Source organism: Klebsiella sp. 141161 (genome assembly GCF_050600815.1).
Lineage (GTDB): Bacteria > Pseudomonadota > Gammaproteobacteria > Enterobacterales > Enterobacteriaceae > Klebsiella > Klebsiella aerogenes.
In genome coordinates this window covers 675,992-699,601 of record NZ_JAQIRN010000003.1, presented here as the reverse complement: position 1 = coordinate 699,601, position 23,610 = coordinate 675,992, and the positions used below count along the sequence as shown (strand labels likewise).

At 55.6% G+C, this 23,610-nt stretch carries 25 protein-coding genes; 11 read left to right on the top strand and 14 right to left on the bottom strand.

The window, feature by feature from the left end; all coding sequences use genetic code 11:
• The first annotated feature begins 37 nt into the window (after positions 1–37).
• The 3 genes from ltaE (at position 38) to PGR79_RS11700 (ending at position 3,593) form a co-directional block, all read left to right on the top strand.
• The gene (gene ltaE / locus PGR79_RS11710; protein ID WP_087859976.1) at positions 38–1,039 is read left to right on the top strand and encodes a low-specificity L-threonine aldolase; all 1,002 of its coding nucleotides are present in this window, start codon (positions 38–40) and stop codon (positions 1,037–1,039) included.
• 10 nt (positions 1,040–1,049) lie between these two features.
• Positions 1,050–2,492, top strand: coding sequence for an SDR family oxidoreductase (locus PGR79_RS11705; protein WP_113374866.1), 1,443 nt, complete (start codon positions 1,050–1,052; stop codon positions 2,490–2,492).
• An 87-nt stretch (positions 2,493–2,579) separates the two neighbouring features.
• On the top strand, positions 2,580–3,593 hold the full coding sequence (locus PGR79_RS11700; protein WP_015367508.1) for an NAD-dependent epimerase/dehydratase family protein: 1,014 nt from the start codon (positions 2,580–2,582) through the stop codon (positions 3,591–3,593).
• A 45-nt stretch (positions 3,594–3,638) separates the two neighbouring features.
• On the opposite strand, the gene PGR79_RS11695 is transcribed toward PGR79_RS11700, so the two are convergent.
• Positions 3,639–4,481: an N-acetylmuramoyl-L-alanine amidase gene (locus PGR79_RS11695; RefSeq protein ID WP_087859979.1), complete on the bottom strand. Its 843-nt coding sequence runs from the start codon at positions 4,479–4,481 to the stop codon at positions 3,639–3,641.
• A complete protein-coding gene (locus PGR79_RS11690) occupies positions 4,469–5,608 on the bottom strand; it encodes a sensor domain-containing diguanylate cyclase (RefSeq protein ID WP_113374865.1) in 1,140 nt (379 codons plus the stop codon). Before PGR79_RS11690 ends, PGR79_RS11695 begins: the two co-directional genes overlap by 13 nt.
• A 364-nt stretch (positions 5,609–5,972) precedes the next feature.
• On the opposite strand from PGR79_RS11690, the gene yahO reads away from it, so the two are divergent.
• The 8 genes from yahO to artJ all read left to right on the top strand — a co-directional run bounded on the left by yahO (position 5,973) and on the right by artJ (position 12,404).
• Positions 5,973–6,245, top strand: a complete 273-nt coding sequence (gene yahO, locus PGR79_RS11685; RefSeq protein WP_045396302.1) for a DUF1471 family periplasmic protein YahO — start codon at positions 5,973–5,975, stop codon at positions 6,243–6,245.
• A 302-nt stretch (positions 6,246–6,547) separates the two neighbouring features.
• A complete protein-coding gene (locus tag PGR79_RS11680; protein WP_113374864.1) occupies positions 6,548–7,735 on the top strand; it encodes an outer membrane protein transport protein in 1,188 nt (395 codons plus the stop codon).
• A gap of 145 nt (positions 7,736–7,880) precedes the next feature.
• Positions 7,881–8,396, top strand: coding sequence for a lipoprotein (locus PGR79_RS11675; protein WP_015367514.1), 516 nt, complete (start codon positions 7,881–7,883; stop codon positions 8,394–8,396).
• A gap of 226 nt (positions 8,397–8,622) precedes the next feature.
• On the top strand, positions 8,623–9,351 hold the full coding sequence (gene artP / locus PGR79_RS11670; protein ID WP_015367515.1) for an arginine ABC transporter ATP-binding protein ArtP: 729 nt from the start codon (positions 8,623–8,625) through the stop codon (positions 9,349–9,351).
• A 19-nt stretch (positions 9,352–9,370) separates the two neighbouring features.
• Entirely contained in the window at positions 9,371–10,102 is a 732-nt protein-coding gene (gene artI, locus PGR79_RS11665) for an arginine ABC transporter substrate-binding protein ArtI (RefSeq protein ID WP_015367516.1), read from the top strand.
• A 6-nt stretch (positions 10,103–10,108) separates the two neighbouring features.
• Positions 10,109–10,825 (top strand): arginine ABC transporter permease ArtQ, encoded by a 717-nt coding sequence (gene artQ, locus PGR79_RS11660; protein WP_015367517.1) that lies wholly within the window; start codon positions 10,109–10,111, stop codon positions 10,823–10,825.
• Entirely contained in the window at positions 10,825–11,493 is a 669-nt protein-coding gene (gene artM / locus PGR79_RS11655; protein ID WP_015704859.1) for an arginine ABC transporter permease ArtM, read from the top strand. The genes artQ and artM overlap by 1 nt, the downstream gene beginning before the upstream one ends.
• Before the next feature lie 179 nt (positions 11,494–11,672).
• Positions 11,673–12,404: an arginine ABC transporter substrate-binding protein ArtJ gene (artJ, locus tag PGR79_RS11650; protein WP_015367519.1), complete on the top strand. Its 732-nt coding sequence runs from the start codon at positions 11,673–11,675 to the stop codon at positions 12,402–12,404.
• A 62-nt stretch (positions 12,405–12,466) separates the two neighbouring features.
• Here the strand turns inward: artJ and PGR79_RS11645 are convergent, their stop codons facing one another.
• From PGR79_RS11645 to PGR79_RS11590, 12 genes are all read right to left on the bottom strand, one after another.
• Positions 12,467–13,939 carry a sensor histidine kinase gene (locus PGR79_RS11645; protein WP_113374863.1) on the bottom strand — a complete coding sequence of 491 codons (1,473 nt, stop codon included), beginning with the start codon at positions 13,937–13,939 and terminating at the stop codon, positions 12,467–12,469.
• Positions 13,936–14,652 carry a response regulator transcription factor gene (locus PGR79_RS11640; protein ID WP_430921712.1) on the bottom strand — a complete coding sequence of 239 codons (717 nt, stop codon included), beginning with the start codon at positions 14,650–14,652 and terminating at the stop codon, positions 13,936–13,938. Before PGR79_RS11640 ends, PGR79_RS11645 begins: the two co-directional genes overlap by 4 nt.
• A 77-nt stretch (positions 14,653–14,729) precedes the next feature.
• Positions 14,730–15,857: a 23S rRNA (uracil(747)-C(5))-methyltransferase RlmC gene (gene rlmC, locus PGR79_RS11635; RefSeq protein ID WP_430921710.1), complete on the bottom strand. Its 1,128-nt coding sequence runs from the start codon at positions 15,855–15,857 to the stop codon at positions 14,730–14,732.
• 42 nt (positions 15,858–15,899) lie between these two features.
• Positions 15,900–16,388 (bottom strand): YbjO family protein, encoded by a 489-nt coding sequence (locus PGR79_RS11630; protein WP_430921708.1) that lies wholly within the window; start codon positions 16,386–16,388, stop codon positions 15,900–15,902.
• A 58-nt stretch (positions 16,389–16,446) separates the two neighbouring features.
• Positions 16,447–17,292 carry a putrescine ABC transporter permease PotI gene (gene potI / locus PGR79_RS11625; protein WP_015367524.1) on the bottom strand — a complete coding sequence of 282 codons (846 nt, stop codon included), beginning with the start codon at positions 17,290–17,292 and terminating at the stop codon, positions 16,447–16,449.
• Positions 17,289–18,242 (bottom strand): putrescine ABC transporter permease PotH, encoded by a 954-nt coding sequence (potH, locus tag PGR79_RS11620; protein WP_430921706.1) that lies wholly within the window; start codon positions 18,240–18,242, stop codon positions 17,289–17,291. Before potH ends, potI begins: the two co-directional genes overlap by 4 nt.
• Before the next feature lie 10 nt (positions 18,243–18,252).
• Complete coding sequence (potG, locus tag PGR79_RS11615; protein WP_015367526.1) at positions 18,253–19,386, bottom strand: putrescine ABC transporter ATP-binding subunit PotG; 1,134 nt, start codon at positions 19,384–19,386, stop codon at positions 18,253–18,255.
• 123 nt (positions 19,387–19,509) lie between these two features.
• On the bottom strand, positions 19,510–20,622 hold the full coding sequence (potF, locus tag PGR79_RS11610) for a spermidine/putrescine ABC transporter substrate-binding protein PotF (protein ID WP_032711260.1): 1,113 nt from the start codon (positions 20,620–20,622) through the stop codon (positions 19,510–19,512).
• 330 nt (positions 20,623–20,952) lie between these two features.
• The gene (locus PGR79_RS11605; protein WP_015367528.1) at positions 20,953–21,438 is read right to left on the bottom strand and encodes a YbjN domain-containing protein; all 486 of its coding nucleotides are present in this window, start codon (positions 21,436–21,438) and stop codon (positions 20,953–20,955) included.
• A gap of 88 nt (positions 21,439–21,526) precedes the next feature.
• On the bottom strand, positions 21,527–22,429 hold the full coding sequence (gene rimK, locus PGR79_RS11600; RefSeq protein ID WP_015367529.1) for a 30S ribosomal protein S6--L-glutamate ligase: 903 nt from the start codon (positions 22,427–22,429) through the stop codon (positions 21,527–21,529).
• Positions 22,430–22,495: 66 nt separating this feature from the next.
• Positions 22,496–23,218: a nitroreductase NfsA gene (nfsA, locus tag PGR79_RS11595; protein ID WP_087859984.1), complete on the bottom strand. Its 723-nt coding sequence runs from the start codon at positions 23,216–23,218 to the stop codon at positions 22,496–22,498.
• On the bottom strand, positions 23,202–23,492 hold the full coding sequence (locus PGR79_RS11590) for a YbjC family protein (protein ID WP_047065002.1): 291 nt from the start codon (positions 23,490–23,492) through the stop codon (positions 23,202–23,204). The genes nfsA and PGR79_RS11590 overlap by 17 nt, the downstream gene beginning before the upstream one ends.
• Between the last annotated feature and the right edge of the window lie 118 nt (positions 23,493–23,610).

Sequence of the window (23,610 nt, the reverse complement as noted above, 5' to 3'; positions counted from 1 at the left end):
ACAATGCTATCACCCTGAATCAGAACAAGGATATGCCGTGATAGATCTTCGCAGTGATACCGTAACTCGCCCCGGGCGCGCCATGATGGAGGCCATGATGGCCGCCCCGGTCGGGGACGATGTGTATGGCGACGACCCAACCGTCAATGAACTCCAGCGCTATGCCGCTGAGCTCGCTGGTAAAGAGGCGGCGCTGTTTCTGCCTACCGGCACCCAGGCCAACCTCGTTGGCCTGCTTAGCCACTGCCAGCGCGGCGAAGAGTACATCGTCGGCCAGGGCGCGCATAACTATCTGTATGAAGCCGGCGGCGCAGCGGTGCTGGGCAGTATTCAGCCGCAGCCGATCGATGCCGCGGCGGACGGTTCGCTGCCGCTGGATAAAGTCGCGGCCAAAATTAAGCCCGACGATATCCATTTCGCCCCCACCCGCCTGTTAAGTCTGGAGAATACGCACAACGGTAAGGTGTTGCCGCGGGGCTATCTGCAAGAGGCCTGGGCGTTCACCCGCCAGCGTAATCTGGCGCTGCACGTCGATGGCGCGCGTATCTTCAACGCCGTTGTAGCGTACGGCTGCGAGCTGCGCGATATCGCGCAATACTGTGATTCGTTCACCATCTGCCTGTCAAAAGGGCTCGGCGCGCCGGTCGGGTCTCTGCTGCTGGGCAGCGAAGCGTACATCCGACGCGCCATTCGCTGGCGTAAAATGGTCGGCGGCGGGATGCGTCAGGCTGGCATTCTGGCCGCCGCCGGTCTGTACGCTCTGCGAAATAACGTTACCCGTCTGCAGGAAGATCACGACAACGCCGCGTGGATGGCGGAACAGCTACGCGCCGTCGGCGCTGACGTGATGCGCCACGACACCAACATGCTGTTCGTGCGCGTCGGTGAGGAGCAGGCGCGCGCCCTCGGCGAATTCATGCAGGCTCGCGGCGTGTTGATCAACGCCTCGCCAGTCGTGCGTCTGGTCATGCATCTCGATGTTAACCGCCAGCAGTTGACGGAAGTGGTCGGTCACTGGCAAGCCTTTTTACAACGCTAAGGAGTCAGGCGTGTCGCAATCTATTCTGGTGCTCGGCGCCAGCGGCTATATTGGCCAGCATCTGGTGCGCGAATTAAGCGCGCGAGGTTATCCGGTGTTGGCGGCGGCACGCCATATCGACAGGTTGCAGAAGCTCGATCTTCCCGGCGTCACCTGCCACGCTATCGACCTCAATCAACCGCAGGATCTCCCTGCTCTGCTTCGCGGGGTTGATACCCTTTACTACCTGGTGCATGGCATGGGCGAAGGCGGCGATTTCATCGCCCATGAACGCCGCGTCGCCGTTAACGTGCGAGATGCCTTGCGTCAGACGCCGGTGCGTCAGGTCATCTTTCTCAGCTCTCTGCAGGCGCCAGCCCAGGAGCAGTCCGACCATCTGCGCGCCCGCCAGGTGACGGCCGATGTCCTACGCGAGTCAGGGATCCCCGTTACCGAGTTACGGGCGGGTATCATCGTCGGCGCCGGATCCGCCGCTTTTGAAGTGATGCGCGACATGGTTTACAACCTGCCGGTGCTGACGCCGCCGCGCTGGGTACGATCGCGCACCACGCCCATCGCGCTGGAAAACCTGCTCTACTATCTGGTGGAGTTACTTAACCATCCGGCTCGCGAGCACCGCGTCTTCGAGGCTGCCGGTCCGGATGTCCTGAGCTATCAGCAGCAGTTCACCCATTTTATGGCGGTCAGCGGCAAGCATCGCCTGTTGATCCCTATCCCCTTTCCGACCCGCTGGATTTCGGTGTGGTTCCTGAACGTTATCACCTCGGTCCCCCCCACCATCGCTAAAGCGCTGATTCAGGGGCTAAAACACGATCTGATCGCCGACGATCGTTCGCTACGCGCGCTGATCCCGCAAACGTTGATTCCCTTCGATCAGGCGGTGCGTCGTACCCTGAAAGAGGAAGAACAGCTGGTGAACTCCAGCGACTGGGGCTACGACGCTCAGGCTTTCGCCCGCTGGCGGCCGGAGTATGGCTACTACCCAAAGCAGGCTGGCTGCACCATTAGCACCCAGGCAAGCCGTAAGGCGCTATGGCGAGTGGTGAACCAAATCGGCGGCAAAGAGGGTTATTTCTTCGGCAACATTCTGTGGAAAATCCGCGGCGCCATGGATCTGCTGGTCGGCCATCGTTTAGCCAAAGGGCGGCCGCAGCATGATTATCTGCAAACCGGCGATACGGTAGATAGCTGGAAGGTGATTATTGTGGAAGAAGAACAACAGTTAACCCTATTGTTTGGCATGAAAGCTCCCGGTCTGGGTCGTTTAAGCTTTACTATTAGCGATAAAGGCGACCATCGCGAACTCGACGTTCGCGCCTGGTGGCATCCACACGGCATGCCCGGCCTGTTCTACTGGCTACTGATGATCCCGGCGCATCTGTTTATTTTTCGCGGCATGGCGCGACGCATCGCCCGCCAGGCCGAGCAAATCACAGGCAAAAACGAAGATTAAGCGTTATTCTTTCATGATTCTCATTGCATACTCGGGAGAATCACGGAAAAATGCGCACGAAATTCTTTTCTGGGACAGTAGATTGATATGAAGGTACTGGTTACCGGTGCGACCAGCGGATTAGGCCGTAATGCGGTGGAATATCTGCGCAACAAGGGCATCAGCGTGCGAGCGACCGGGCGCAACGAAGCGATGGGTAAGCTTCTGAGCAAAATGGGCGCGGAATTTATTCCCGCTGATCTAACCGAACTGGTCTCTTCGCAGGCTAAAGTGATGCTCGCCGGTATTGATACGCTTTGGCACTGTTCCAGCTTTACCTCGCCGTGGGGTACCCAGCAAGCCTTCGATTTAGCCAACGTTCGTGCGACTCGTCGTCTTGGCGAATGGTCCGTTGCCTGGGGCGTACGCAATTTCGTCCATATTTCATCGCCTTCGCTCTATTTTGATTATCACCACCATCGCGATATTCAGGAAGATTTCCGCCCGCACCGCTTCGCCAATGAGTTCGCCCGCAGCAAGGCGGCCAGCGAAGAGGTTATCAACCTGCTGGCGCAGGCGAACCCGCACACCCGCTTTACGATATTGCGCCCGCAAAGCTTGTTCGGGCCGCATGATAAAGTCTTTATTCCGCGCATGGTGCAGATGATGCGCCACTACGGCAGCGTGCTCTTGCCGCGCGGCGGTAACGCGCTGGTGGACATGACCTACTACGAAAACGCGGTGCATGCGATGTGGCTTGCCAGTCAGCCGCAGTGCGACCACTTACCTTCCGCGCGGGCGTGGAATATCAGCAACGGCGAGCCGCGGACGCTGCGCAGTATCGTGCAGAAGCTCATCGACGAGCTGGGCATCAAGTGCCGAATCCGCTCGGTGCCCTATCCGATGTTGGATATTATTGCCCGCAGCATGGAGCATTTCGGTAATAAATCGGCAAAAGAACCGGCTTTCACCCATTACGGCGTTTCGAAGCTCAATTTCGACTTTACCCTCGATATCTCCCGCGCTCAGCAGGAACTTGGCTATCAGCCGATCGTAACCCTGGATGAGGGGGTTACCCGTACCGCCGCGTGGTTAAAGGACCACGGCAAACTGCACGATTAAAACCGTCGCTTACGGCAGCAAACCATCCTGTTTGCTGCCAAAGGTTTACCCTTGCCCATATTTTTCCAGCAACGCCTCGGCGATGGCCTGCGTTTGCGCATCGGCCACGCCGTCCCAGCGTGCCGGCCTGAAGTGCATCTGGAAGGCCATAATCACCCGTTTTTGCTGCGCCGGAGTCATCTCTGGGGTGACCTGATAGCCGTAGCGCGACAGCAGGTCTAACAATTCTCCGCTATCAACCGGTTGCCAACTCGGACGCCCTTGCAGATAAAAGGCGACACGTGAATCATCAGGCCAGGCGCCAATCCCCTGCTGCGCCAGCGCTCGCCACGGGAACAGCGGGCCAGGGTCATCCTTGCGCTGCGGCGCGATATCGGCATGAGCGACGACGTTTTGCGGCTGAATGTGATAGCGGGCAATGATATCTTTCGCCAGCGGGATAAGCGCTTCAATTTGCGCCGGATTGAATGGGGTAAAACGTTTTATATCGCCATTTTTTTGCCAGCCGCGATTTTCCAGCTCAATACCGATCGAGGTATCATTGATGCGCGTGCTGCCGCGCCAGAAGCTGATGCCGGCATGCCAGGCTAAATCTTCCTCCGGCACCAGTTGCCAGATACGCGGTTTACCGTGGTGCAGCGGCGGCTGCTCGGGAATTAAATAGTGTGAACTGACCTCTTTGTCGGTCAGGGTCGCCAGCGAGACATCAAAGTTATCGGCGGTATAGTGAATGACCAGGACTTTAATACGCGGATAGGCCGCCTGTGCCGGATGGCGGGTATCCAACTGATAACCCTGTTTGTCGACAATACCCTGCTCCTGCGCACAGCCTGCCAGTAGCAAAGCGGCAAGCGCAAGCTGGAGAATACGCTTTCCTAATAAGACCATCGATTACGCCCTTCCTGCTTAGCTTTATACAGCGCAGCATCCGCCTGCGCGATCAACTCTGAAGGTGGAGTGCTTCCCTCTGAGGCAACAATTCCCATACTGACCGTCACCAGCGGCCCGGCATCGGATTTGGCATGCGGCAGCGCCGCTTCGCGAATCTTCTGTTGGATCCGCTGCGCCACCGCCGTAGCGTTATCTAATGATTGCAGCGGCAGAACAATCACAAACTCCTCGCCGCCATAGCGCGCCACCATATCATCCTGCGCGCGCACCGACATTTTCAATACCGAGGCGATACAGGAAAGGCAATAATCTCCCGCCTGGTGCCCGTAGTGATCGTTATAACGTTTAAAGAAATCGACATCGAGAATAATAAGCGCCAGCGGCTCTTTACCTTCCCACGCCTGAGCTAAAAAATTGTCCAACGCCCGGCGGTTCGCCGTCGCCGTCAACGCATCCTGATTAGCCATGTTTTCCAGCCGGTTAATCAGCTGAATATTCTCCTGATGGGTGTTCCAGGCCTCGTCATACCAGCGCTGCAAGATCTGACGGCCGTATACCATAATAGCGGTACATATTCCCCAAAGGATTAAAAAACGTAAATCGACGCCGTGATGTATTTGCACCCCTGCAAGCAACGAGGTAACCCATAAAGGAACAAGATAAGCCGCAATGCCCACCGGGAAATAATAGAGCGCGGCAAGACCGGTGGTCATTAAAATAACCAGCAGCGGCCACGCGAACGGCAATGACCAGAAAATGATGAAGCAGTAACTACTCATCGACCAACATAAACTGAGGATCAACAAGATAGCGGAAATCACTTTTGTAGCATAGGTACCACTTAATATCCGCCCGGAGATAACCATCAGGCAAAGCGCCAGCGAGAAAACAATAATGGCCCCAAGCGCCATCTCCAGATAAGGAATAATATAATGGTTAGACAACCTTTGGTGATCGAACTCGGTGAACAGAACGTTGCGGAAGATGACCATCAAGGCAAAGGAGATATTGACGAACGCCAGCCACGGCATGCTGCGCGACAGCGCGTGCTTTTGTACATTTTCGCGATTGGCCCACAGCATCGTTCGATTTTCGCGCGGATCCAGCCGTTGTTCTGTCGGCATAGCTACTCCTTTTTCAGCTTCCGGACAATGCGTTAAGCTGCCTGCGGTGACTTTTCTATATGATAAACCATCAGCCCGGGAATGTCTGTTGCCGGCCGCTTCAGCCACTCGCTGCTTAACGTCATTTTCAGCTAACGACAGATAAAAAAGGTCTTACGACCCGATACAGTCTATTGCGCAATAAAAAGCAAGCGTTATCAATGAGAACCACGTCATCTTTTCTTTAAAAAATCGTTAATTAAAGGTCATAAAAATGCAGCATTTCGCTTGAAAAAAAGACGGGCTTGATTCACTCTGAGGGCGCTCATTGGTTAGTTAAAACAAGGGCATGATGATAGCAAGATAAACAATGGAGATTAATAATATGAAATATGCAGCTTTAGTGGCAGGTGCAGCATTGTTTTTAACCGCGAACGCATTTTCTGCAGAAATTCTGAGCAAAGAAGATTTCGCTAAAGTACAGGGTCAATACCACAAAATTGGTACCATCTCCTCTACCGGACAAACTGCGCCGAGCGATGCGCGCGAAGAACTGATCAAAAAAGCCGATGAAAAAGGCGCTGACGTTGTGGTTCTCTCTTCCGGCAATACCGATAAGAAACTGCACGTATCCGCGAATATCTATAAGAAGAAATAATTAGTTATTACTGATATAGAAACATTATCATCGCATGGTGATAATGTTTCTTACTGATTACTCGGCGAACGTTTATTTTTATACTCTTTTTCCATTTACCCCTCGTTAATAGTCATATCAAATATGCGCCATCATCAGGATGGTCATTCGCATAACGTTTAAAAATAGCTAAACCACTCCGTTATCGGACTCGCAATACATCCCCCGGACTATCAATATAAATCCGATGCTATAACAGATATGCCCACTATACTTTTGTGGCATAAGAATATGCTCGCGTTTTACATTACCGCAGGTGGCAAATGAAAAAAATCGCATTCCTTATTTCTGGGTTGCTCTGCTCAGGCTTCAGCCATGCCAGCGCACTCTATTTTTATGAAATCGGCACCGAAGACGTCGGCCTGGCAGGCGCAGGCCAGGCCGCCCGCGCGCAGGACGCCTCCACCATCGTCACCAACCCTGCCGGCATGACCCGGCTGCCTGACCATATGTTTACCGGTGGCGCACAGGTCATGGGCGGCGATATCCCGTACCAGATGAATAACGACCACGGCGGCAATAGCCCTGGTAACGTGATGAATCTGTTCCCGAACGCCAGCGGCTTTTATGCACAGAAGATTAGTGATGATATTTATGCCGGGATCGGTCTGTACGGCAACTACGGTTTAGGCATTGATTTTGGCAACTGGGCCGGCGACCGTCTTATCAAGAAAAGTACCATGGTGGCGATGACGCTGAGCCCGTCGCTGGCGTGGAAACTTAACGATCGGCTCTCTGTCGGCGCATCGGCCAACCTGAACTACGGTTATTTATCGCTGACGCGCAACGTCGACGGTAATGATGAGAAAGATAAAGATCATGACTGGGCGATGAGCTACCGTCTGGGTCTGCTGATGCAGTTAACCGAACAGACCCGCGCTGGCATCACCTGGAACAGTAAAACCGATTATGACTTTAACGTTAAGGGCAAAGCGCGTTTCCCCAATTTACCGAACGTTGCGTATGATTTGCCACTCTCCGCCCAGGTCCGCGCACCGCAGCAGATCATGCTCAGCATGGTCCACGATATTAATAAACAGTGGTCGGTGATGGGCGATCTCGGCTGGCAGGACTGGAGCCAGTTCGGCAGCCCGCAAATCACCGTTGCCGGTCACGAAAGTCATAAAAATAACCGCCTGAAGGATTCCTGGCATAGCGCCGTCGGCGTGCAGTACCGGCCGACCGAGCAATGGCGTCTGAACGCCGGTGTCGGTTTCGACAGTACGGTTTATGATTCGCAAAGCGACACGGCGCTCTCCCTGCCAACCGGCGATGAGTGGCGCTTCGCTACCGGCGCGCAATACCAGATAACCCCCGCCAGCAATATCGGCGTCGCGGTATCTTATCTACATATGCAATCTTCCCACGTAAAATCTCCGGAAATTATCGCCGGCAGCTACGATCACCCTTACCTGTGGTTCGCCAGCGTCAACTATAGTTATCAGTTCTGATGCGCCGGCTGCCCGCGCAAGAGGCGCGGGCACCGATGGTCGTTGTCACATCAAGGTCTTAGCTCTTTGCGTCAAGTACAATTGGCGCGCTTACGCTATGCTTTAGCAGAATCTAACAACGTAGTGAGTTCATAAGGAAATCATCATGCGCTACAACATTCTTGCACTTGTTTTGCCTTGCGCACTGGCGCTGAGCGCCTGTACCACCGTGACCCCGGCTTATAAAGACAACGGCACCCGCAGCGGGTCCTGTATCGAGGGCGGCCCGGACGAGGTAGCGCAGCAGTTCTATGATTATCAAATCCAGCACCGTAATAACGATCTCACCGCGCTGCGCCCGTATCTGAGCGACGATCTGGCAAAACTGCTGAACGACGCCCGTCAGGACCCGTCGCGCAACGCGCTGCTGCAATCGAATCCATTCTCCAGCAGTTCCACCCCGGCGGATAGCGCCGACGTCGCCAGCGCCTCAACCATCCCGAACCGCGATGCGCGCAATATTCCGCTGCGCGTCGAATTGAAACAGGGTACTCAGAGCTGGAAAGATGAAGTGCTGATGATTCAGGAAGGCCAGTGCTGGGCGGTTGACGATGTCCGCTACCTTGGCATAAACAGCCACGCTCCGGCCGGCTCGCTGCGTCAGAGTCTTGAGAAACGCTAATTTCGGCGTTAAAGCCACCCCGCTGAAACGATAACCCCGGTAAAATGTCGGTATTCCGTGCGGTAATGCCGACATTTGTTCCCCCCTACCACACGAACCCATATTTTGTGCTAACTTTAGTGATAAATGTGGTTTACATTTAACTTTTAACGCATAAATATTGCATAACTATTCTGTCAAAGGTACTATTTGCGGCCTCAATAGCTATTTGTATCAGACTGCCCAGATGAGTATTAAACTAAACGGCATTAATTGCTTCTACGGCGCGCACCAGGCGCTGTTCGACATCACGCTGGATTGCCCGCAGGGGGAAACGCTGGTGCTCCTCGGCCCAAGCGGCGCCGGTAAAAGCTCGCTGCTTCGCGTACTCAACCTGCTGGAGATGCCGCGTTCCGGTACCTTAAACATCGCCGGTAATCAATTCGACTTCACCAAAGCGCCGTCTGACAAAGCTATTCGCGAGCTGCGCCAGAATGTCGGGATGGTCTTCCAGCAGTACAACCTGTGGCCACACCTGACCGTGGTGCAAAACCTGATCGAAGCCCCGTGCCGCGTGCTGGGCTTAACCAAAGATCAGGCGCTGGCGCGCGCCGAAAAACTACTTGAGCGTTTACGCCTTAAACCTTACAGCGACCGCTATCCGCTGCATCTGTCAGGTGGTCAACAGCAGCGCGTAGCGATAGCCCGCGCGCTGATGATGGAGCCGCAGGTGCTGCTGTTTGATGAACCCACCGCCGCGTTGGATCCGGAAATTACCGCCCAGATCGTCAGCATCATTCGCGAACTGGCGGAAACCGGAATCACCCAGGTTATCGTTACCCACGAAGTGGAAGTGGCGCGTAAAACCGCCAGCCGCGTGGTGTATATGGAAAACGGGCATATCGTTGAGCAAGGGGATGCTAACTGCTTCGCGCATCCGCAAACCGACGCCTTTAAAAACTATCTTTCACATTGATGTTTTCGGGGAAATAACGATGAAAAAAGTACTGATTGCCGCTCTGCTCGCGGGCATGAGCCTTTCCGCTACCGCAGCCCAGACTATCCGTTTCGCCACCGAGGCCTCCTACCCTCCGTTTGAGCTGGTAGACGCCAACAACAAAATCGTCGGCTTTGACGTCGATCTGGCTAACGCGCTGTGTAAAGAGATGGACGCGACCTGCACCTTTACTAACCAGGCTTTCGATAGCCTGATCCCAGGGCTGAAATTCCGCCGTTTCGACGCCGTCATGGCCGGTATGGATATCACCCCTGAGCGTGAAAAACAGGTGCTGTTCAGCACCCCGTATTATGAAAACTCGGCGCTGTTTGTCGGCCAGCAGGGCAAGTTCACCGGCATTGACCAGCTGAAAGGCAAAAAAGTTGGCGTGCAGAACGGTACTACCCATCAGAAATTTATTACTGATAAACATCCGGAAATCACCACCGTTCCTTATGACAGCTACCAGAATGCCAAACTGGATCTGCAAAACGGCCGCATTGACGCCGTCTTCGGCGACACGGCGGTAGTGACCGAATGGCTGAAGAGCAATCCGAAGCTGGCCCCGGTGGGTGATAAAGTGACGGATAAAGACTACTTCGGTACCGGCCTCGGCATTGCGGTTCGTCAGGGCAATACCGAGCTGCAGCAGAAATTTAACGCTGCGCTGGAAAAAGTGAAGAAAGATGGGACGTACCAGACCATCTATAGCAAATGGTTCCAGAAGTAACGCTGAATGAACGAATTTTTTCCATTAGCAAGCGCCGCCGGGATGACCGTCGGCCTTGCCGTTTGCGCGCTGGTCATCGGCCTGGTGCTGGCGATGCTTTTCGCCGTGCTGGAGTCGGTGAAATGGCGCCCTGTGGCATGGCTGGCGACCGGCATCGTGACGATTTTACGCGGCCTACCGGAAATCCTGGTGGTGCTGTTTATCTACTTTGGTTCCTCGCAGCTGCTGCTGACGCTGTCTGACGGTTTTACTCTCAATCTTGGGTTTGTGCAGATTCCGGTACAGATGCAAATTGAAAACTTCGACGTCAGCCCGTTCCTCTGTGGCGCCATTGCGCTTTCCCTGCTCTATGCCGCCTATGCCTCGCAGACCCTGCGCGGCGCCTTGAAAGCGGTGCCGCAGGGGCAGTGGGAGTCCGGACAAGCGCTGGGTTTGTCAAAGGCGGCGATATTCTTTCGCCTTGTGATGCCGCAAATGTGGCGCCATGCCCTGCCGGGCCTGGGCAACCAGTGGCTCGTATTGCTGAAAGATACCGCGCTGGTCAGCCTTATCAGCGTCAACGACCTGATGCTGCAAACCAAAAGTATTGCTACCCGTACTCAGGAGCCGTTTAACTGGTACATCATTGCAGCAGCGATTTATCTCGTCATCACCCTGTTGAGTCAATACATCCTCAAGCGTATTGACCAGCGTGCGACGCGCTTCGAACGGAGACCAGGTTGATGCTCGATTACTTACCCGAACTGCTGAAAGGGCTGCATACTAGCCTGACGCTGACGGCGGCATCGATCGTCGTGGCGCTGATCCTGGCGCTGATCTTTACCATCGTCCTGACGTTAAAAACGCCGGTGGTGGTATGGATCGTCCGCGGCTATATCACGCTGTTTACCGGTACGCCGCTGCTGGTACAGATCTTCCTGATCTACTATGGACCAGGACAGTTCCCGTCATTACAGAATTACCCGGTGCTGTGGCATCTCATCTCTGAGCCCTGGCTGTGCGCGCTGATCGCCTTGTCGTTAAACAGCGCGGCTTATACTACCCAGCTGTTCTATGGCGCCATCCGCGCCATTCCGGACGGCCAGTGGCAGTCCTGCAGCGCGCTGGGGATGAGCAAGAAGGATACGCTGGCGATTCTGCTACCGTATGCTTTTAAACGCGCCCTCTCCTCGTACTCTAACGAAGTGGTGTTGGTCTTTAAGAGCACCTCGCTGGCTTACACCATCACGCTGATGGAAGTGATGGGCCATGGCCAGCTGCTTTACGGGCGCACCTATGACGTGATGGTCTTCGGCGCAGCCGGCATCATTTATCTGGTAGTGAACGGCCTGCTGACGCTCTTGATGCGTCTGGTGGAAAGAAAAGCGCTGGCCTTCGAGCGCCGTAACTAACATCACGAAATGCATAAACAGTAAATAATGAAACGGGTAAGTACTAATGCTTACCCGTTTTTTTTATAACCAATAAAATAAACATACAACTTTATTGCATATAAATTCATTTAGTGGCATTGTGAACTTCAGCTGTAAACCGGCACAACATCATAAGATTGACCGACGGGAGTCCCACTATGAAAAAGTTAGTTCTGGCCGCACTGCTTAGCTCTTTCGCCTTTGGCGCCGCTGCCGCGGAGAAAATCAGCTTTGGCGTTTCCGCGACCTATCCGCCATTTGAATCCATGGATGCGAATAACCAGATTGTCGGTTTCGATCTCGATCTGGCCAAAGCGCTGTGTAAGCAAATGCAGGCCGACTGTACTTTTACCAACCACGCTTTCGACAGCCTGATCCCGGCGCTAAAATTTAAAAAGTATGATGCGGTGATTTCCGGCATGGACATCACGCCTGAGCGTAGCAAACAGGTCGCGTTTACCGACCCGTATTATGCCAACTCGGCGCTGGTGATCGCCAAAAAAGACGCGTACCACTCTTTTGATGACCTAAAGGGTAAGCGTATCGGCATGGAAAACGGCACCACGCACCAGAAATACCTGCAGGATAAGCACCCGGAAGTCAAAACCGTCGCTTACGATAGCTACCAGAATGCCATTATCGACCTGAAAAACGGCCGTATCGACGGCGTCTTCGGCGATACCGCGGTGGTCAACGAATGGCTGAAGACCAACCCGCAGTTAGGCGCGGCGACGCCGAAAGTAACCGACCCGCAGTACTTCGGTACCGGCCTCGGCATTGCGGTGCGCCCGGATAATAAAGCGCTGCTGGAAAAACTCAATGCCGCGCTGAAAGCGATTAAAGCTGACGGAACCTACCAGAAAATTAGCAACCAGTGGTTCCCGGAGTAAGACCTGCGCTTCCCGGCTTATGGCGCAACCGTCTGAGCCGGGCCTATCGGCAGCGCTCTCCCTCACAACGGCAGGGTAAACTGGAAACAGGCCCCTGCCGGTACTTCCAGCAGGCGAATATCGCCCCCGTGCAGTTGCAGCATCCGGCGAACAATCATCAACCCCAGCCCGCCCCGTGATGCGCTCTGCTGCCCCGGTTCCAGTACCGATGGCCGCTCAAACAGATTGGCCCGTAATTCACCGGCGACGCCCGGGCCGCTATCGGCCACCTCGACCACCACCTGCGCCCCCTGCAGGCGCGACGACAGACGAATTTCGCCCCCATGCGGAGTGTGGCGGATGGCGTTATCCAGCAGATTGGTTAATACCCGCTCCATCATCGAAAGGTCAGCCTCAACCAAAGGCAAGCCTGACGCCAATTCCAGGCGCAGACGGATTTCGCGGGTGGCAATCGCCAGATCGAATTTTTGCGCCACGTCCTGAATCAGCTCAGCAAGGATAAACTTTTCCGGCTGCGGCTTAATACCGCCATGTTCCAGGCGAGCCAGCTCAAATAGCTGCTGCGACAGATGACGGACTTTATTTCCCTGGCGTAGCGCGATATTCAGATACTGCTTGCGCTCCTGCGCCGTCAGGCGATCATCCTTAAGCGATAACGTCTCCAGATATCCCAGCAGCGAAGTCAGCGGCGTGCGCAGGTCATGCGAAATATTGGCAATGAATTCCCGGCGCTGACGATCGCTATCAGCCAGCCGATCCCATTGCCCGGCGATCTGCTGCGCCAGTTCGATAAACCGGTTATGCAGCAGCGCCACTTCATTTCCGGGATGCGGGTCCGGCGCCTGCGCCGCCAGCGCCTTAATCGCGCGAATGCTGTCGCTATCACCCGCCGCCACCAGCGCCGTCAGCTGGCGTACCGGGCGTGTCACCCAGTACCACGCCAGGCCGCCGGCCAACAGGCCAAACAACGCCACCAGCAGCAGGGTCCATAGCAGCAGGCTCCACAACGTCTTCTGCCAGGCGCTCTGTGCCAGTTCATTAAACGTTTCGCCCTGCAGAATAATATAAAGATAGCCACGTAGCTGGCCGTCAAGGCGTAGCGGCGCGGCGCTAAATACTTTTTGCTGGTCCACGCTGCGCGGATCGTCGCCATAAATCGGCCACGCGCCGCCGGAGAGAAACGTCTGCACCGGCGCCATGGCAATGCGCTGGCGTTTAATGTGCCCCGGCGGCGCGGCATCCGCCAGCAGCTCGCCATCCGGCGAAACGAGGTACAGCTCGACGCTTGGGTTAAACACCATCAGACGGTCGAAGAGTGGTTTCAACGCCGCGCGATCCACCTCGCCGCGCGCGTTGAGCAGCGGCTCGCGGGTGGCAATCTGCTGCGCCAGACCGGCGGAAAGCCGTTGCACCATGACGTTACCGTACTGCGCGCTGCTATAGAGCTGGAGCAGACAAACGGACAGCGCGCACAGCAGCAGCAAGGCGATAAACACCAACGACAGCCGCTGGCTGAGGCTGAGTCGGCGGATCATGACTGCGCCCCGGCGCTATAGGGCGCAAATTTATAGCCCTTCCCCCAGACGGTAAGAATAATGTCCGGCTCTGCCGGGTCGCGCTCTATTTTCGTACGCAGGCGATTGATATGCGTGTTGACCGTATGTTCGTAGCCTTCGTGCTGATAGCCCCAGACACTATCCAGCAGCGCCAGGCGCGAAAAAACTTCGCCGGGATGGCGGGCAAAGTAATACAGCAGATCGAATTCGCGCGGCGTGAGGTCTACCAGTTCACCGCGTAGCCTGACCTCCCGGGACAGCGGGTCGATATTCAGGCCGTGGCAGGCGATACGTCCGGCATCCATCAAGAGATTTTGTCCCATCGCTTCCTGACGGCGGAACACCGCCTTCACCCGGGCAATCAGCTCCAGCAGAGAAAAAGGTTTCGCCAGATAATCATCGGCACCCATCTCCAACCCCTGCACGCGTTGGGTTTCGCTGGAACGGGCGCTAATAATAATCACCGGCAGATACCGCGTTTGCTGACGGATGCGACGGCAAATCTCCAGCCCGTCGACGTTGGGCAACATCAGGTCAAGAATCACCGCATCCCAGACGCCGTTATCCAGCTGGCGCAGCGCCTGCGCGCCGTCCGTTTCATGCACGATTTGATACCCTTCATCCTGCAGATTCAGGCGCAACAAAGCCGCGATATCATCATCATCTTCCACCAGCAGGATTTTTTTACTCATCAGATTCGCTCCACGAATTTCACGCTCGTTTCATAAAGCTTACCCGATTTCAGCCGCTTAAAGAGTTCACATTTTGTTTAAACTTCACGAACCAGCAGCGTCAGCACTTCATAATGCGCGGTATGTGGAAACATATCGAACAACTGCACTCGCTCAAGGCGATAGCCCTGCAGAAGATCAATATCTGCGGCCATTGTCTGGGCGTTACAACTCGAATAAATGATATACGGCGGCGCCATGCGGCTTAGATAATCGCACAGTTCGGCGCCGATGCCGCGCCGCGGCGGGTTGACCAGCACCAGCTGTGGAATATCGTCTTCATGCGTCGCGAATTGCGTGGAATCCAGCGCCTGAAAATGAAGATTGGTTAATCCCAACTGGGCCGCGGATTGCTTCGCGCAGGCGATGGCTTCCGGGGCGATTTCGATCCCGGTAAGACGCATCTGCGGGGTGGCGCAGTGCAAGCCGAAACCGCCGACGCCGCAAAATAGATCCCACATGTGGTTGACCGGCAGCGCGCGTACCCAGTCGCGGGCGGTCGCATAGAGCTGGCTCGCCACCGTCGGGTTGGTCTGGAAAAAGCTTTGCGGGCGGATCCACAGCGGTACGCCGTTAAAGTTCTCCGCCAGCGCCTGTTGATCGCTGAGGAAAATCTCCTCCTCCCCTTCCATGATAGCCATGTGCACGGGCTGAATATTGGCGGTAATCACCTTAAGCTGCGGCAACTGCTGCTGTAACCACGGCAGCGCGGCGCGCAGCTGTTCAAGCTTAGCCGCAGAGCGCAGGACGAAACGCAACATCATGCCGCCCTGCTGGCTTTCGGTCAGCAGCAAATACTTCAGTTCGCCGCGCTTGCGGGCAACGTTATAGGGGGTGAGTCCGGCGCGGGCGATAAACGGCTTCAGCGCGGCGAAAACCGGTTCAAAACTCGGCGGGTACAGCGGGCAATCGGTGAGATCTTCCGGCGTGCCATCGCGATGCAGCATGCCGAGCAGCGGGCGCTCTACGCTACCGCTTACGACCATTTTCGCTTTGTTGCGAAACGCCGTCTCCGGACCTGAGACCGGAGCAAGCCATGTCGCCACCGGATGACTCGCCAGCAGTTCGCGCAGGTTCGCCATTTTATCGGCGAGCTGTTGCGTCAATGGCAATTCCAGCCACTGACAGGAACGGCAGCGGCCCGCGTCGTAAAGTGCGCAATGCATAAGAAGACCTTCAAGAAAACCGGGGCGGGGATTGTATCACCGTTATTGCAAGCGGAAAAACCGTCGGCACGACGCCGGGATAAACAATAGCGCCAGCACCAGCAGATCCGGCAGCTTTTGCAGAAACAGCGCATGGAGAATTTCCCGCTTCGACTCGCCGGCCACGCTGAACAGTTCCGGATAGCCGTAGCCAATCGAGGCCGCCCACAGATAAGAGATGACGATGATTTGCGTCAGCAGGTAGAGCCAGCGCGCCCAGTTGCGGCCTTTCACCAGCGAAAAGGCGCACCAGATCTCGATAAACACCAGCGCCAGGCTCGCCAGAAACACCAGCGTCAGGGCCCAGGTTTGCACACTACGATGAATAAAATCGGCAATCCCCTGCACGCCGAGCTGATTGAGGATCATTAACAGATCGAGACCGCGAATTAAGATAATAGTGAAGGCCGCCACCTGTACCAGCACAGGGACGTTAAGACGAGCATGAGACGATCGAGTTTTTGTAAACAATCCCAACGTAAAGTCATCCATGAAAACGGCGCCACGAGTGCGGCGCCGATAATAGGCTCTGTTAGCGATTTTAGTGGGTTCAGCCCCTTCTTGCACGCTGGATATCGCGCACGCGCTGCTTTTCTGCGCGAGCCATTAAATACCAGGCGATAAAACCGACAATTCCCACCACGCCGAGGATTAAGGTCGCCAGGGCGTTAATTTCCGGGTTAACGCCCATCCGCACGCTGGAGAAAACCAGCATCGGTAGCGTCGTCGCCCCTGGCCCGGAAACGAAACTGGCAATGACTAGGTCATCAAGAGACAAGGTAAATGCCAGCAGCCAGCCGGAAATGACCGCGGGCATAATCATCGGCAAGGTTATCACAAAGAAAACCTTCAGCGGCGCGGCGCCGAGATCCATCGCCGCCTCTTCGATTGACCTGTCCAGCTCGCGCAGACGTGAAGAGATAACCACCGCCACATAGGCGGTACAGAAGGTGACATGCGCCAGCCATATCGTCAACATGCCGCGATCCGATGGCCAGCCGATGGAATGCCCCAGCGCGACGAACAGCAGCAGCAGCGACAGCCCGGTAATCACATCGGGCATCACCAGCGGCGCGGTGATCATAAAAGCAAAACCGTTGGAACCGCGAAAACGGCCAAAACGCACCAGCACCACCGCGGCAATCGTGCCGAGGATCGCCGCCGCCGTCGCCGCGCAGGCGGCAATGGTCAGGCTTAACCCCACCGCGCTCATCATCGCGTCATCATGAAACAGCTCGCTATACCAGCGCGTCGACCACCCTGCCCATACCGTCACCAGCTTCGAACTGTTAAATGAATAGATAACCAGCATCAGCATCGGCGCATACAGGAAGGTAAAACCGAGCACGAGGATCAGAATCCGCCACGGCGAACGTACTACCGGTAAGTCATTCATCCATGATCCCCCATCTGTTTTTGCTGATGCTTGTGGAACCACATGATCGGCACGATCAGTAGCAATAGCATCACAATCGCCACCGCCGATGCTACCGGCCAGTCGCGGTTATTAAAGAACTCCTGCCACAGCACGCGGCCAATCATAATGCTGTCGGGGCCGCCGAGCAGTTCCGGGATCACGAACTCGCCCACCGCCGGAATAAACACCAGCATCGAACCGGCGATAATGCCGCCTTTCGTTAACGGAACAATCACCTGGAAGAAGGTCTTTAACGGCCGGGCGCCGAGATCCAGCGACGCTTCCACCAGCGAATAGTCGATACGCGTCAGCGCGGTATAAATCGGCAGCACCATGAACGGCAGGTAGGCGTAAACGATACCGATGTACACCGCCAGGTTGGTATGCAAAATCTCCAGCGGCTGATCGATAACTCCAAGCCACAACAGGAAATTATTGAGCACCCCGTTGCTTTTCAGCAGCCCCATCCAGGCGTAAACGCGAATGAGGAACGAGGTCCACGAAGGTAATATCACCAACAGTAGCAGGATATTTCGCGTCGATGGTTTACTATGCGCCACCGCCCACGCCAGCGGATAGCCCAATAGCAGACAGCAAAAGGTGGAAATGGCCGCCACCTGCAGCGACTGCAGATAAGCCTCAAAGTACAGCGGATCGTCGGTCAGTTGCAGGAAGTTGCCGAGGTTGAGCGTCAACGTCAGTTGACCGTCGGCCCACGACAGTAACTCGGTATAGGGCGGGATCGCCCGCGCCATTTCGGCCAGACTGATTTTAAAAACGATCAGGAATGGCAGTAAAAACAGCAGGATTAACCACAGATACGGCAGCGCAATCACCAGCTTACGCCCGTGGGCCATCTGCTGGCGCGCCAGCCACAGGGCAAAACCGCCGGGCTTTTTGCCGCCGGCTGGAGATTCTAATGTGCTCATCGCCCTCTCCTTACACCGTCAGAACAACGCAGCTATCGGCGTCCCAGCACAAGCGAACTTCATCACCCCAGGTCGGCATGCCTTTGCGATGGCGATGTTCGTTTTGCAGCTGGGCGCTTATCATCTGCCCGCTTTTGAGACGGACATGATAGATAGACAGATCGCCGAGGTAGGCAATATGGATAACCTCGCCTACCGCAAAGTTAAAGCCGTCCGCCGGCGGTTCGTCGCAGAGCATGATTTTCTCCGGACGCAGCGCCACCCAGACCGGCACGTTATCCACCACCGAGGCATCCGGATCGACCTTCAGCGGATGTACCAGCCCCGGCGCATTCAGTACCAGACCATCTTCCAGCCGCTCTTTGACCAGCCCTTCGAAGACGTTTACCGAACCGATAAACTCGGCGCTATAGCGAGTCGTCGGATGTTCATAGATCTCCTCCGGCTCGCCTATCTGCACGAACTTGCCGCGGTTCATGATGGCGATACGACCCGCCATGGTCATCGCCTCTTCCTGGTCATGGGTGACCATCACGCAGGTGACGCCGACGCGCTCAAGAATATCCACCACCTCAAGCTGCATCCGGTCGCGCAGTTTTTTATCTAACGCGCCCATCGGTTCATCGAGCAGCAGCAGTTTCGGCCGCTTCGCCAGACTACGCGCCAGCGCCACGCGCTGACGCTGGCCACCGGAAAGCTGGTGCGGCTTGCGTTTGGCGAACTCCTGCATATGCACCAACGCCAGCATCTCCTGGACGCGGGCGTTAATCTCCGCCTTCGGCAGCTTGTCCTGCTTGAGACCAAAGGCGATATTTTGCTCAACAGTCATGTGCGGAAATAGCGCGTAAGACTGGAACATCATATTGATCGGCCGTTGATACGGCGGCACGCGCGCCAGGTCGACGCCATCCAGCACAATCTGCCCGGCGGTGGGCAACTCAAAACCTGCCAGCATGCGTAGCAACGTCGATTTCCCGCAGCCGGACGCGCCCAGTAAGGCAAATATTTCGCCTTTATAAATGGTGAGATTGACATCATCGACGGCGTGTTGCCCATCGAAGGATTTGGTTAAATTACGGATTTCCAGCAGCGGGGTCAGCGCTTTGGGGGCTTTCGCCTGTGGGCGGGGCATTGCGTCATTCACTCGGGTGCTCTCCGGCAAATACAATCACCGTATGGCCCGGTTGCCATACATTCTTCAGTTCTATGTCCGCCAGCGAACAGCAGGTCAGACCTTTACAGGCCCGGCGTACCGGGCCTGATGGCGTTATTTCCCGCTTTTCACTTTGGTCCATGCGCGGGTGCGCACGCGATCAATCTTCGGATCCTGCACCTTGAGGGTGAACAGCTTGGCGAAGACATCCTCCGGCGGGTAAATCGCCGGGTTGTTACGGATATCGGCGCTGACCAGCGGCGTCGCCTCTTTGTTGCCGTTAGCGTAGTAGACGTGATCGCTGATGTGGGCGATGACCTCCGGGCGCAGCAGATAGTTCAGGAACTGATAGGCTTCGTCTTTATTTTTGGCATCCGCCGGCATGGCGAAGACATCAAAGAAGGCCAGCGCCCCCTCTTTCGGAATGAAGTAGGAGATATTGACGCCGTTCTTCGCCTCTTTGGCCCGATTCGCCGCCTGCCAGACATCGCCCGCCCAGCCAATCGCAACGCAGATATCGCCGTTTGCCAGGTCATTAATATATTGCGAAGAGTGGAAGTAACGGATATTGGGCCGCAGCTTCAGCAGCAGATCGGTTGCCGGTCCGGTGTAATCATCGGCTTTGGTGCTGTTTGGATCTTTGCCTAGATAGTTCAGCACCGTCGAGAAAATCTCTTCCGGGGCATCAAGGAAGGAGACGCCGCAGCTTTTCAGCTTCTCAAGGTTTTCCGGTTTCAGCACCAGATCCCAGCTGTTTAACGGCACGTCTTTACCCAGCGCCGCTTTCACTTTATCGACGTTATAGCCGATACCAGTGGTCGCCCACATGTACGGCATCGCATATTTGTTATCGGGATCGTGACGCGCCACCAGTTGTAAAACTTTCGGGTCGAGGTTTTTCCAGTTCGGCAGTTTACTTTTATCAAGCGGCTGGAACACTCCGGCCGCCAGCTGGCGTTCAAGGAAGCTTGCCGACGGCACCACCAGATCGAACCCGGTGCTGCCGGCCATTAATTTACCTTCCAGCACCTCGTTGGAATCAAATACGTCATACACCACTTTAATTCCGGTCTCTTTTTCAAAATTGGCGACCGTGTCCGGCGCAATATAATCAGACCAGTTATAGACGTGCAGCGTTTTTTGTTCCGCTGCGAGCGAGCCGGCAGAAACGGCCATCAGCGCACCCGTAATCACACCTGTTAACCATTTTTTACCCAAGGCGGTCATATCTCTGTTTCCTTCTCAAGGCCCGTTAATTCACGGACGCAATAGACGAACCTGAACGCATGCAAGAATCATGCATATTTTTCATTGCCTGAGATAAGGAGAGGAAACCTCTCCCTGATTGGCTGCCCGCAAATGGACGCCTCGCCAGAATAACTGTAGCCAGAATAAGAGGATATAGCCCAGGCAAAAAAACGCCCTGGATCATATTTCCAGCCAATAAAGGTCTACGAGATAAAAGCGAAGCGGTAAAACAGCAGTGAATAATTCTTTAAATGAGGGTTTGTGACAGAATAAATAAGCAACCGCCATCGCAGCGGCTGCTTTTATTAATTAGTGCAGAAAATGGTATTGCACTTCTTCGGCTGCGGCCTCTTCTTCCTGCTCTTCCGCTTTATACAGCAGTTGATTGGCGCCGGCTTCCAGAATGACCATCGAGACCTGCTCTTCGCTCTGGCGGAAGAACCAGGCAAACTGTTCAAGCGTGACGCCCGCGCCAACGGGCAGCGCCTGGCAAACCACCAGCTTCGGCAGATTATCATCCTGAATATCAAGGAACGCTTTTACGGTCAGCGAACTGGCGTTAATCGCCGACAGGTCCGCCGATAGCGGCAGTAGCGCCGAAGGCTTCACTTCCGCCAGCGCCGAAAACAGCACCACGTTGTCCAGCAGGTCGATTTTGGCATCGAAAATACCGTCGAAATTCTGCATATGCGGCAGGTGCAACGCCTGGCAGGAGTCGCACTCAAAAAAACTGATGCCTAACTCGTCGAGCCAATGACGTAACGTATCAAGACCCGGAACGACCAGTGAATCCATAGTGCCTGTGACCTCTTGCTGGATAAAAAACGACGCATAGCTTACGCAAAAAATGCGTCGCATTCCATGAAAGGATAACGAAGTGACGCTACCCTCCCATTTTTAGACAATATCCAGGCGTGGCCTGACGCTCGATCCACGCGATCATTCGCCCGGCAATATCGACGTGAGTGGTGGTTTCAATCCCTTCCAGCCCCGGTGACGCGTTAACTTCCATCACCAGCGGACCGCGATGGGCGCGCAGGATATCCACGCCAGCCACGTCCAGACCCAGCGTTTGCGCTGCTTTAATCGCCATCTCCCGCTCCTGATCGCTAAGCGTGGCCGTAGTGGCGACGCCGCCGCGGTGCAGGTTAGAGCGAAAATCGCCCTCCTTCGCCCGCCGCTCAATCGCCGCCACTACTTCATCGCCAACCACCAGGCAGCGGATATCGCACCCTTTTGCCTCAGCGATATATTCTTGCACCAGAATGTGCGCATTAAGGCCCCGGAAGGCGTCAATCACGCTTTCCGCCGCCTGCCGCGTTTCCGCCAGCACCACGCCGATCCCCTGCGTCCCCTCCACCAGTTTAACCACCAGCGGCGCGCCGCCGACCATCGCGATCAGATCGCTTGTGTCGTCCGGGGAATGGGCAATGCCGGTGACCGGTAGATCGATTCCCTGACGCGCCAGCAACTGCAGCGAGCGCAGCTTATCGCGGGCGCGGGTAATCGCCACCGACTCGTTTAGCGGATAGCTGCCCAGCAGTTCGAACTGCCGCAGCGCGGCGGTGCCGTAATAGGTGATTGCCGTGCCGATGCGCGGAATGACTGCATCAAAATGGGGCAACTGCCGCCCTTTGTAGTGAATCGAGGAGGCAACCGGGCTGACGCTCATATAGCAGGAGAGCGGATCGAGGATCTCGACCTGATGCCCGCGTTTTTGCGCGGCTTCACGCAAGCGGCGGCAAGAATAAAGCGTTCCATCCCGGGATAATATAGCGATTTTCACCCAACACCTCTTAGAAAATAACTGGCAGCCAGCACTCTGCGTTTGCAGGGTGAAGTGTATAGGGAATCAGCGCGTTGCCCAGCCCTGTTTATGCAAATAGTCGAGAATAAACGGCCGGCTCTCTTTGATGATGGTGCGGCGGATATGGTCGCTCCAGGTATCGCGGCGGGTATTGCTGCCGCGCGACAGATAATAGTCCGCCAGCTGTTCGTCGTACTGCGCCAGCACCTGTTGATCAAGCGGCTGGTAGTGATTCTCATGCACCAGCATCGCAGGCGGAATACGCGGCTTAACCTGCGGGTCGTCGGCAGGCCAGCCAAGGCACAGGCCAAACAGCGGCAACACGTGTTTCGGCAGTTGCAGCAGTTCGGTTACCGCATCAATGTTATTGCGCAGGCCGCCAATATAGACGCCGCCTAATCCCAGGGATTCCGCGGCGATTAAGGCATTCTGCGCCATTAGCGCGGTGTCGACGACGCCCAGCAGCAGCTGTTCAGCCAGCCCCAACTGCGCTTGTGGGCAAATTTGCAGGTGGCGGTTGAAATCGGCGCAGAATACCCAAAACTCCGCCGCCTGCGCCACGTGCTGCTGGCCGCCGGTCAACGGAACCAGCTGCTCACGCATCTGCGGGTCGGTAATGCGAATAATCGAGGTACATTGTAAAAAGCTGGAGCTGGATGCCCCTTGCGCCCCGGCGATGATAGCCTCACGCTGTTGGTCGCTAATCGGCGCGTCGGTAAAATGGCGGATGGAACGGTGGTTGCGCAGCAGATCAATGGTCGGCGTCATGGCGTTTTTCTCTTTCGGACGGGGTAGAAGATGAGGTCTTATTATCGGTCAACTGCGGCGCGACAATTTTCGCTATTCGCCACATTAAGGCTATCGCCGCCGGGATCATCAGCAGGATCCCGGCAAAGATCATGATGAGCGCCGCCGTCGGGCTGGCAAACGGCGCCGGCAGCTGAACATACTGGTTCAATGACAGCCAGGCCAGCGTCAGCAGCGCCATGCCGACGAGCTCAACAATCAGAATACTTTTGGGTAATGCGGCAGGCGATCGCATAACGCTCCTCAATATACTCATGCCGCGCACATCGCTGGCGGGTCTGTATAGGGTCTTGCAGCAGATGATATTTATCAAGCATAACCCGCAACCATCGCTATAAAAGGTAAAACCTTCT

Coding starts and splice junctions, on each gene's coding strand:
- PGR79_RS11700 (WP_015367508.1), top strand. CDS start 2,580: ATGAAGGTACTGGTTACCGGTGCGACCAGCGGATTAGGCCGTAATGCG.
- PGR79_RS11695 (WP_087859979.1), bottom strand. CDS start 4,481: ATGGTCTTATTAGGAAAGCGTATTCTCCAGCTTGCGCTTGCCGCTTTG.
- PGR79_RS11690 (WP_113374865.1), bottom strand. CDS start 5,608: ATGCCGACAGAACAACGGCTGGATCCGCGCGAAAATCGAACGATGCTG.
- yahO (WP_045396302.1), top strand. CDS start 5,973: ATGAAATATGCAGCTTTAGTGGCAGGTGCAGCATTGTTTTTAACCGCG.
- PGR79_RS11680 (WP_113374864.1), top strand. CDS start 6,548: ATGAAAAAAATCGCATTCCTTATTTCTGGGTTGCTCTGCTCAGGCTTC.
- PGR79_RS11675 (WP_015367514.1), top strand. CDS start 7,881: ATGCGCTACAACATTCTTGCACTTGTTTTGCCTTGCGCACTGGCGCTG.
- artP (WP_015367515.1), top strand. CDS start 8,623: ATGAGTATTAAACTAAACGGCATTAATTGCTTCTACGGCGCGCACCAG.
- artI (WP_015367516.1), top strand. CDS start 9,371: ATGAAAAAAGTACTGATTGCCGCTCTGCTCGCGGGCATGAGCCTTTCC.
- artQ (WP_015367517.1), top strand. CDS start 10,109: ATGAACGAATTTTTTCCATTAGCAAGCGCCGCCGGGATGACCGTCGGC.
- artM (WP_015704859.1), top strand. CDS start 10,825: ATGCTCGATTACTTACCCGAACTGCTGAAAGGGCTGCATACTAGCCTG.
- artJ (WP_015367519.1), top strand. CDS start 11,673: ATGAAAAAGTTAGTTCTGGCCGCACTGCTTAGCTCTTTCGCCTTTGGC.
- PGR79_RS11645 (WP_113374863.1), bottom strand. CDS start 13,939: ATGATCCGCCGACTCAGCCTCAGCCAGCGGCTGTCGTTGGTGTTTATC.
- PGR79_RS11640 (WP_430921712.1), bottom strand. CDS start 14,652: ATGAGTAAAAAAATCCTGCTGGTGGAAGATGATGATGATATCGCGGCT.
- rlmC (WP_430921710.1), bottom strand. CDS start 15,857: ATGCATTGCGCACTTTACGACGCGGGCCGCTGCCGTTCCTGTCAGTGG.
- PGR79_RS11630 (WP_430921708.1), bottom strand. CDS start 16,388: ATGGATGACTTTACGTTGGGATTGTTTACAAAAACTCGATCGTCTCAT.
- potI (WP_015367524.1), bottom strand. CDS start 17,292: ATGAATGACTTACCGGTAGTACGTTCGCCGTGGCGGATTCTGATCCTC.
- potH (WP_430921706.1), bottom strand. CDS start 18,242: ATGAGCACATTAGAATCTCCAGCCGGCGGCAAAAAGCCCGGCGGTTTT.
- potF (WP_032711260.1), bottom strand. CDS start 20,622: ATGACCGCCTTGGGTAAAAAATGGTTAACAGGTGTGATTACGGGTGCG.
- PGR79_RS11605 (WP_015367528.1), bottom strand. CDS start 21,438: ATGGATTCACTGGTCGTTCCGGGTCTTGATACGTTACGTCATTGGCTC.
- nfsA (WP_087859984.1), bottom strand. CDS start 23,218: ATGACGCCGACCATTGATCTGCTGCGCAACCACCGTTCCATCCGCCAT.
- PGR79_RS11590 (WP_047065002.1), bottom strand. CDS start 23,492: ATGCGATCGCCTGCCGCATTACCCAAAAGTATTCTGATTGTTGAGCTC.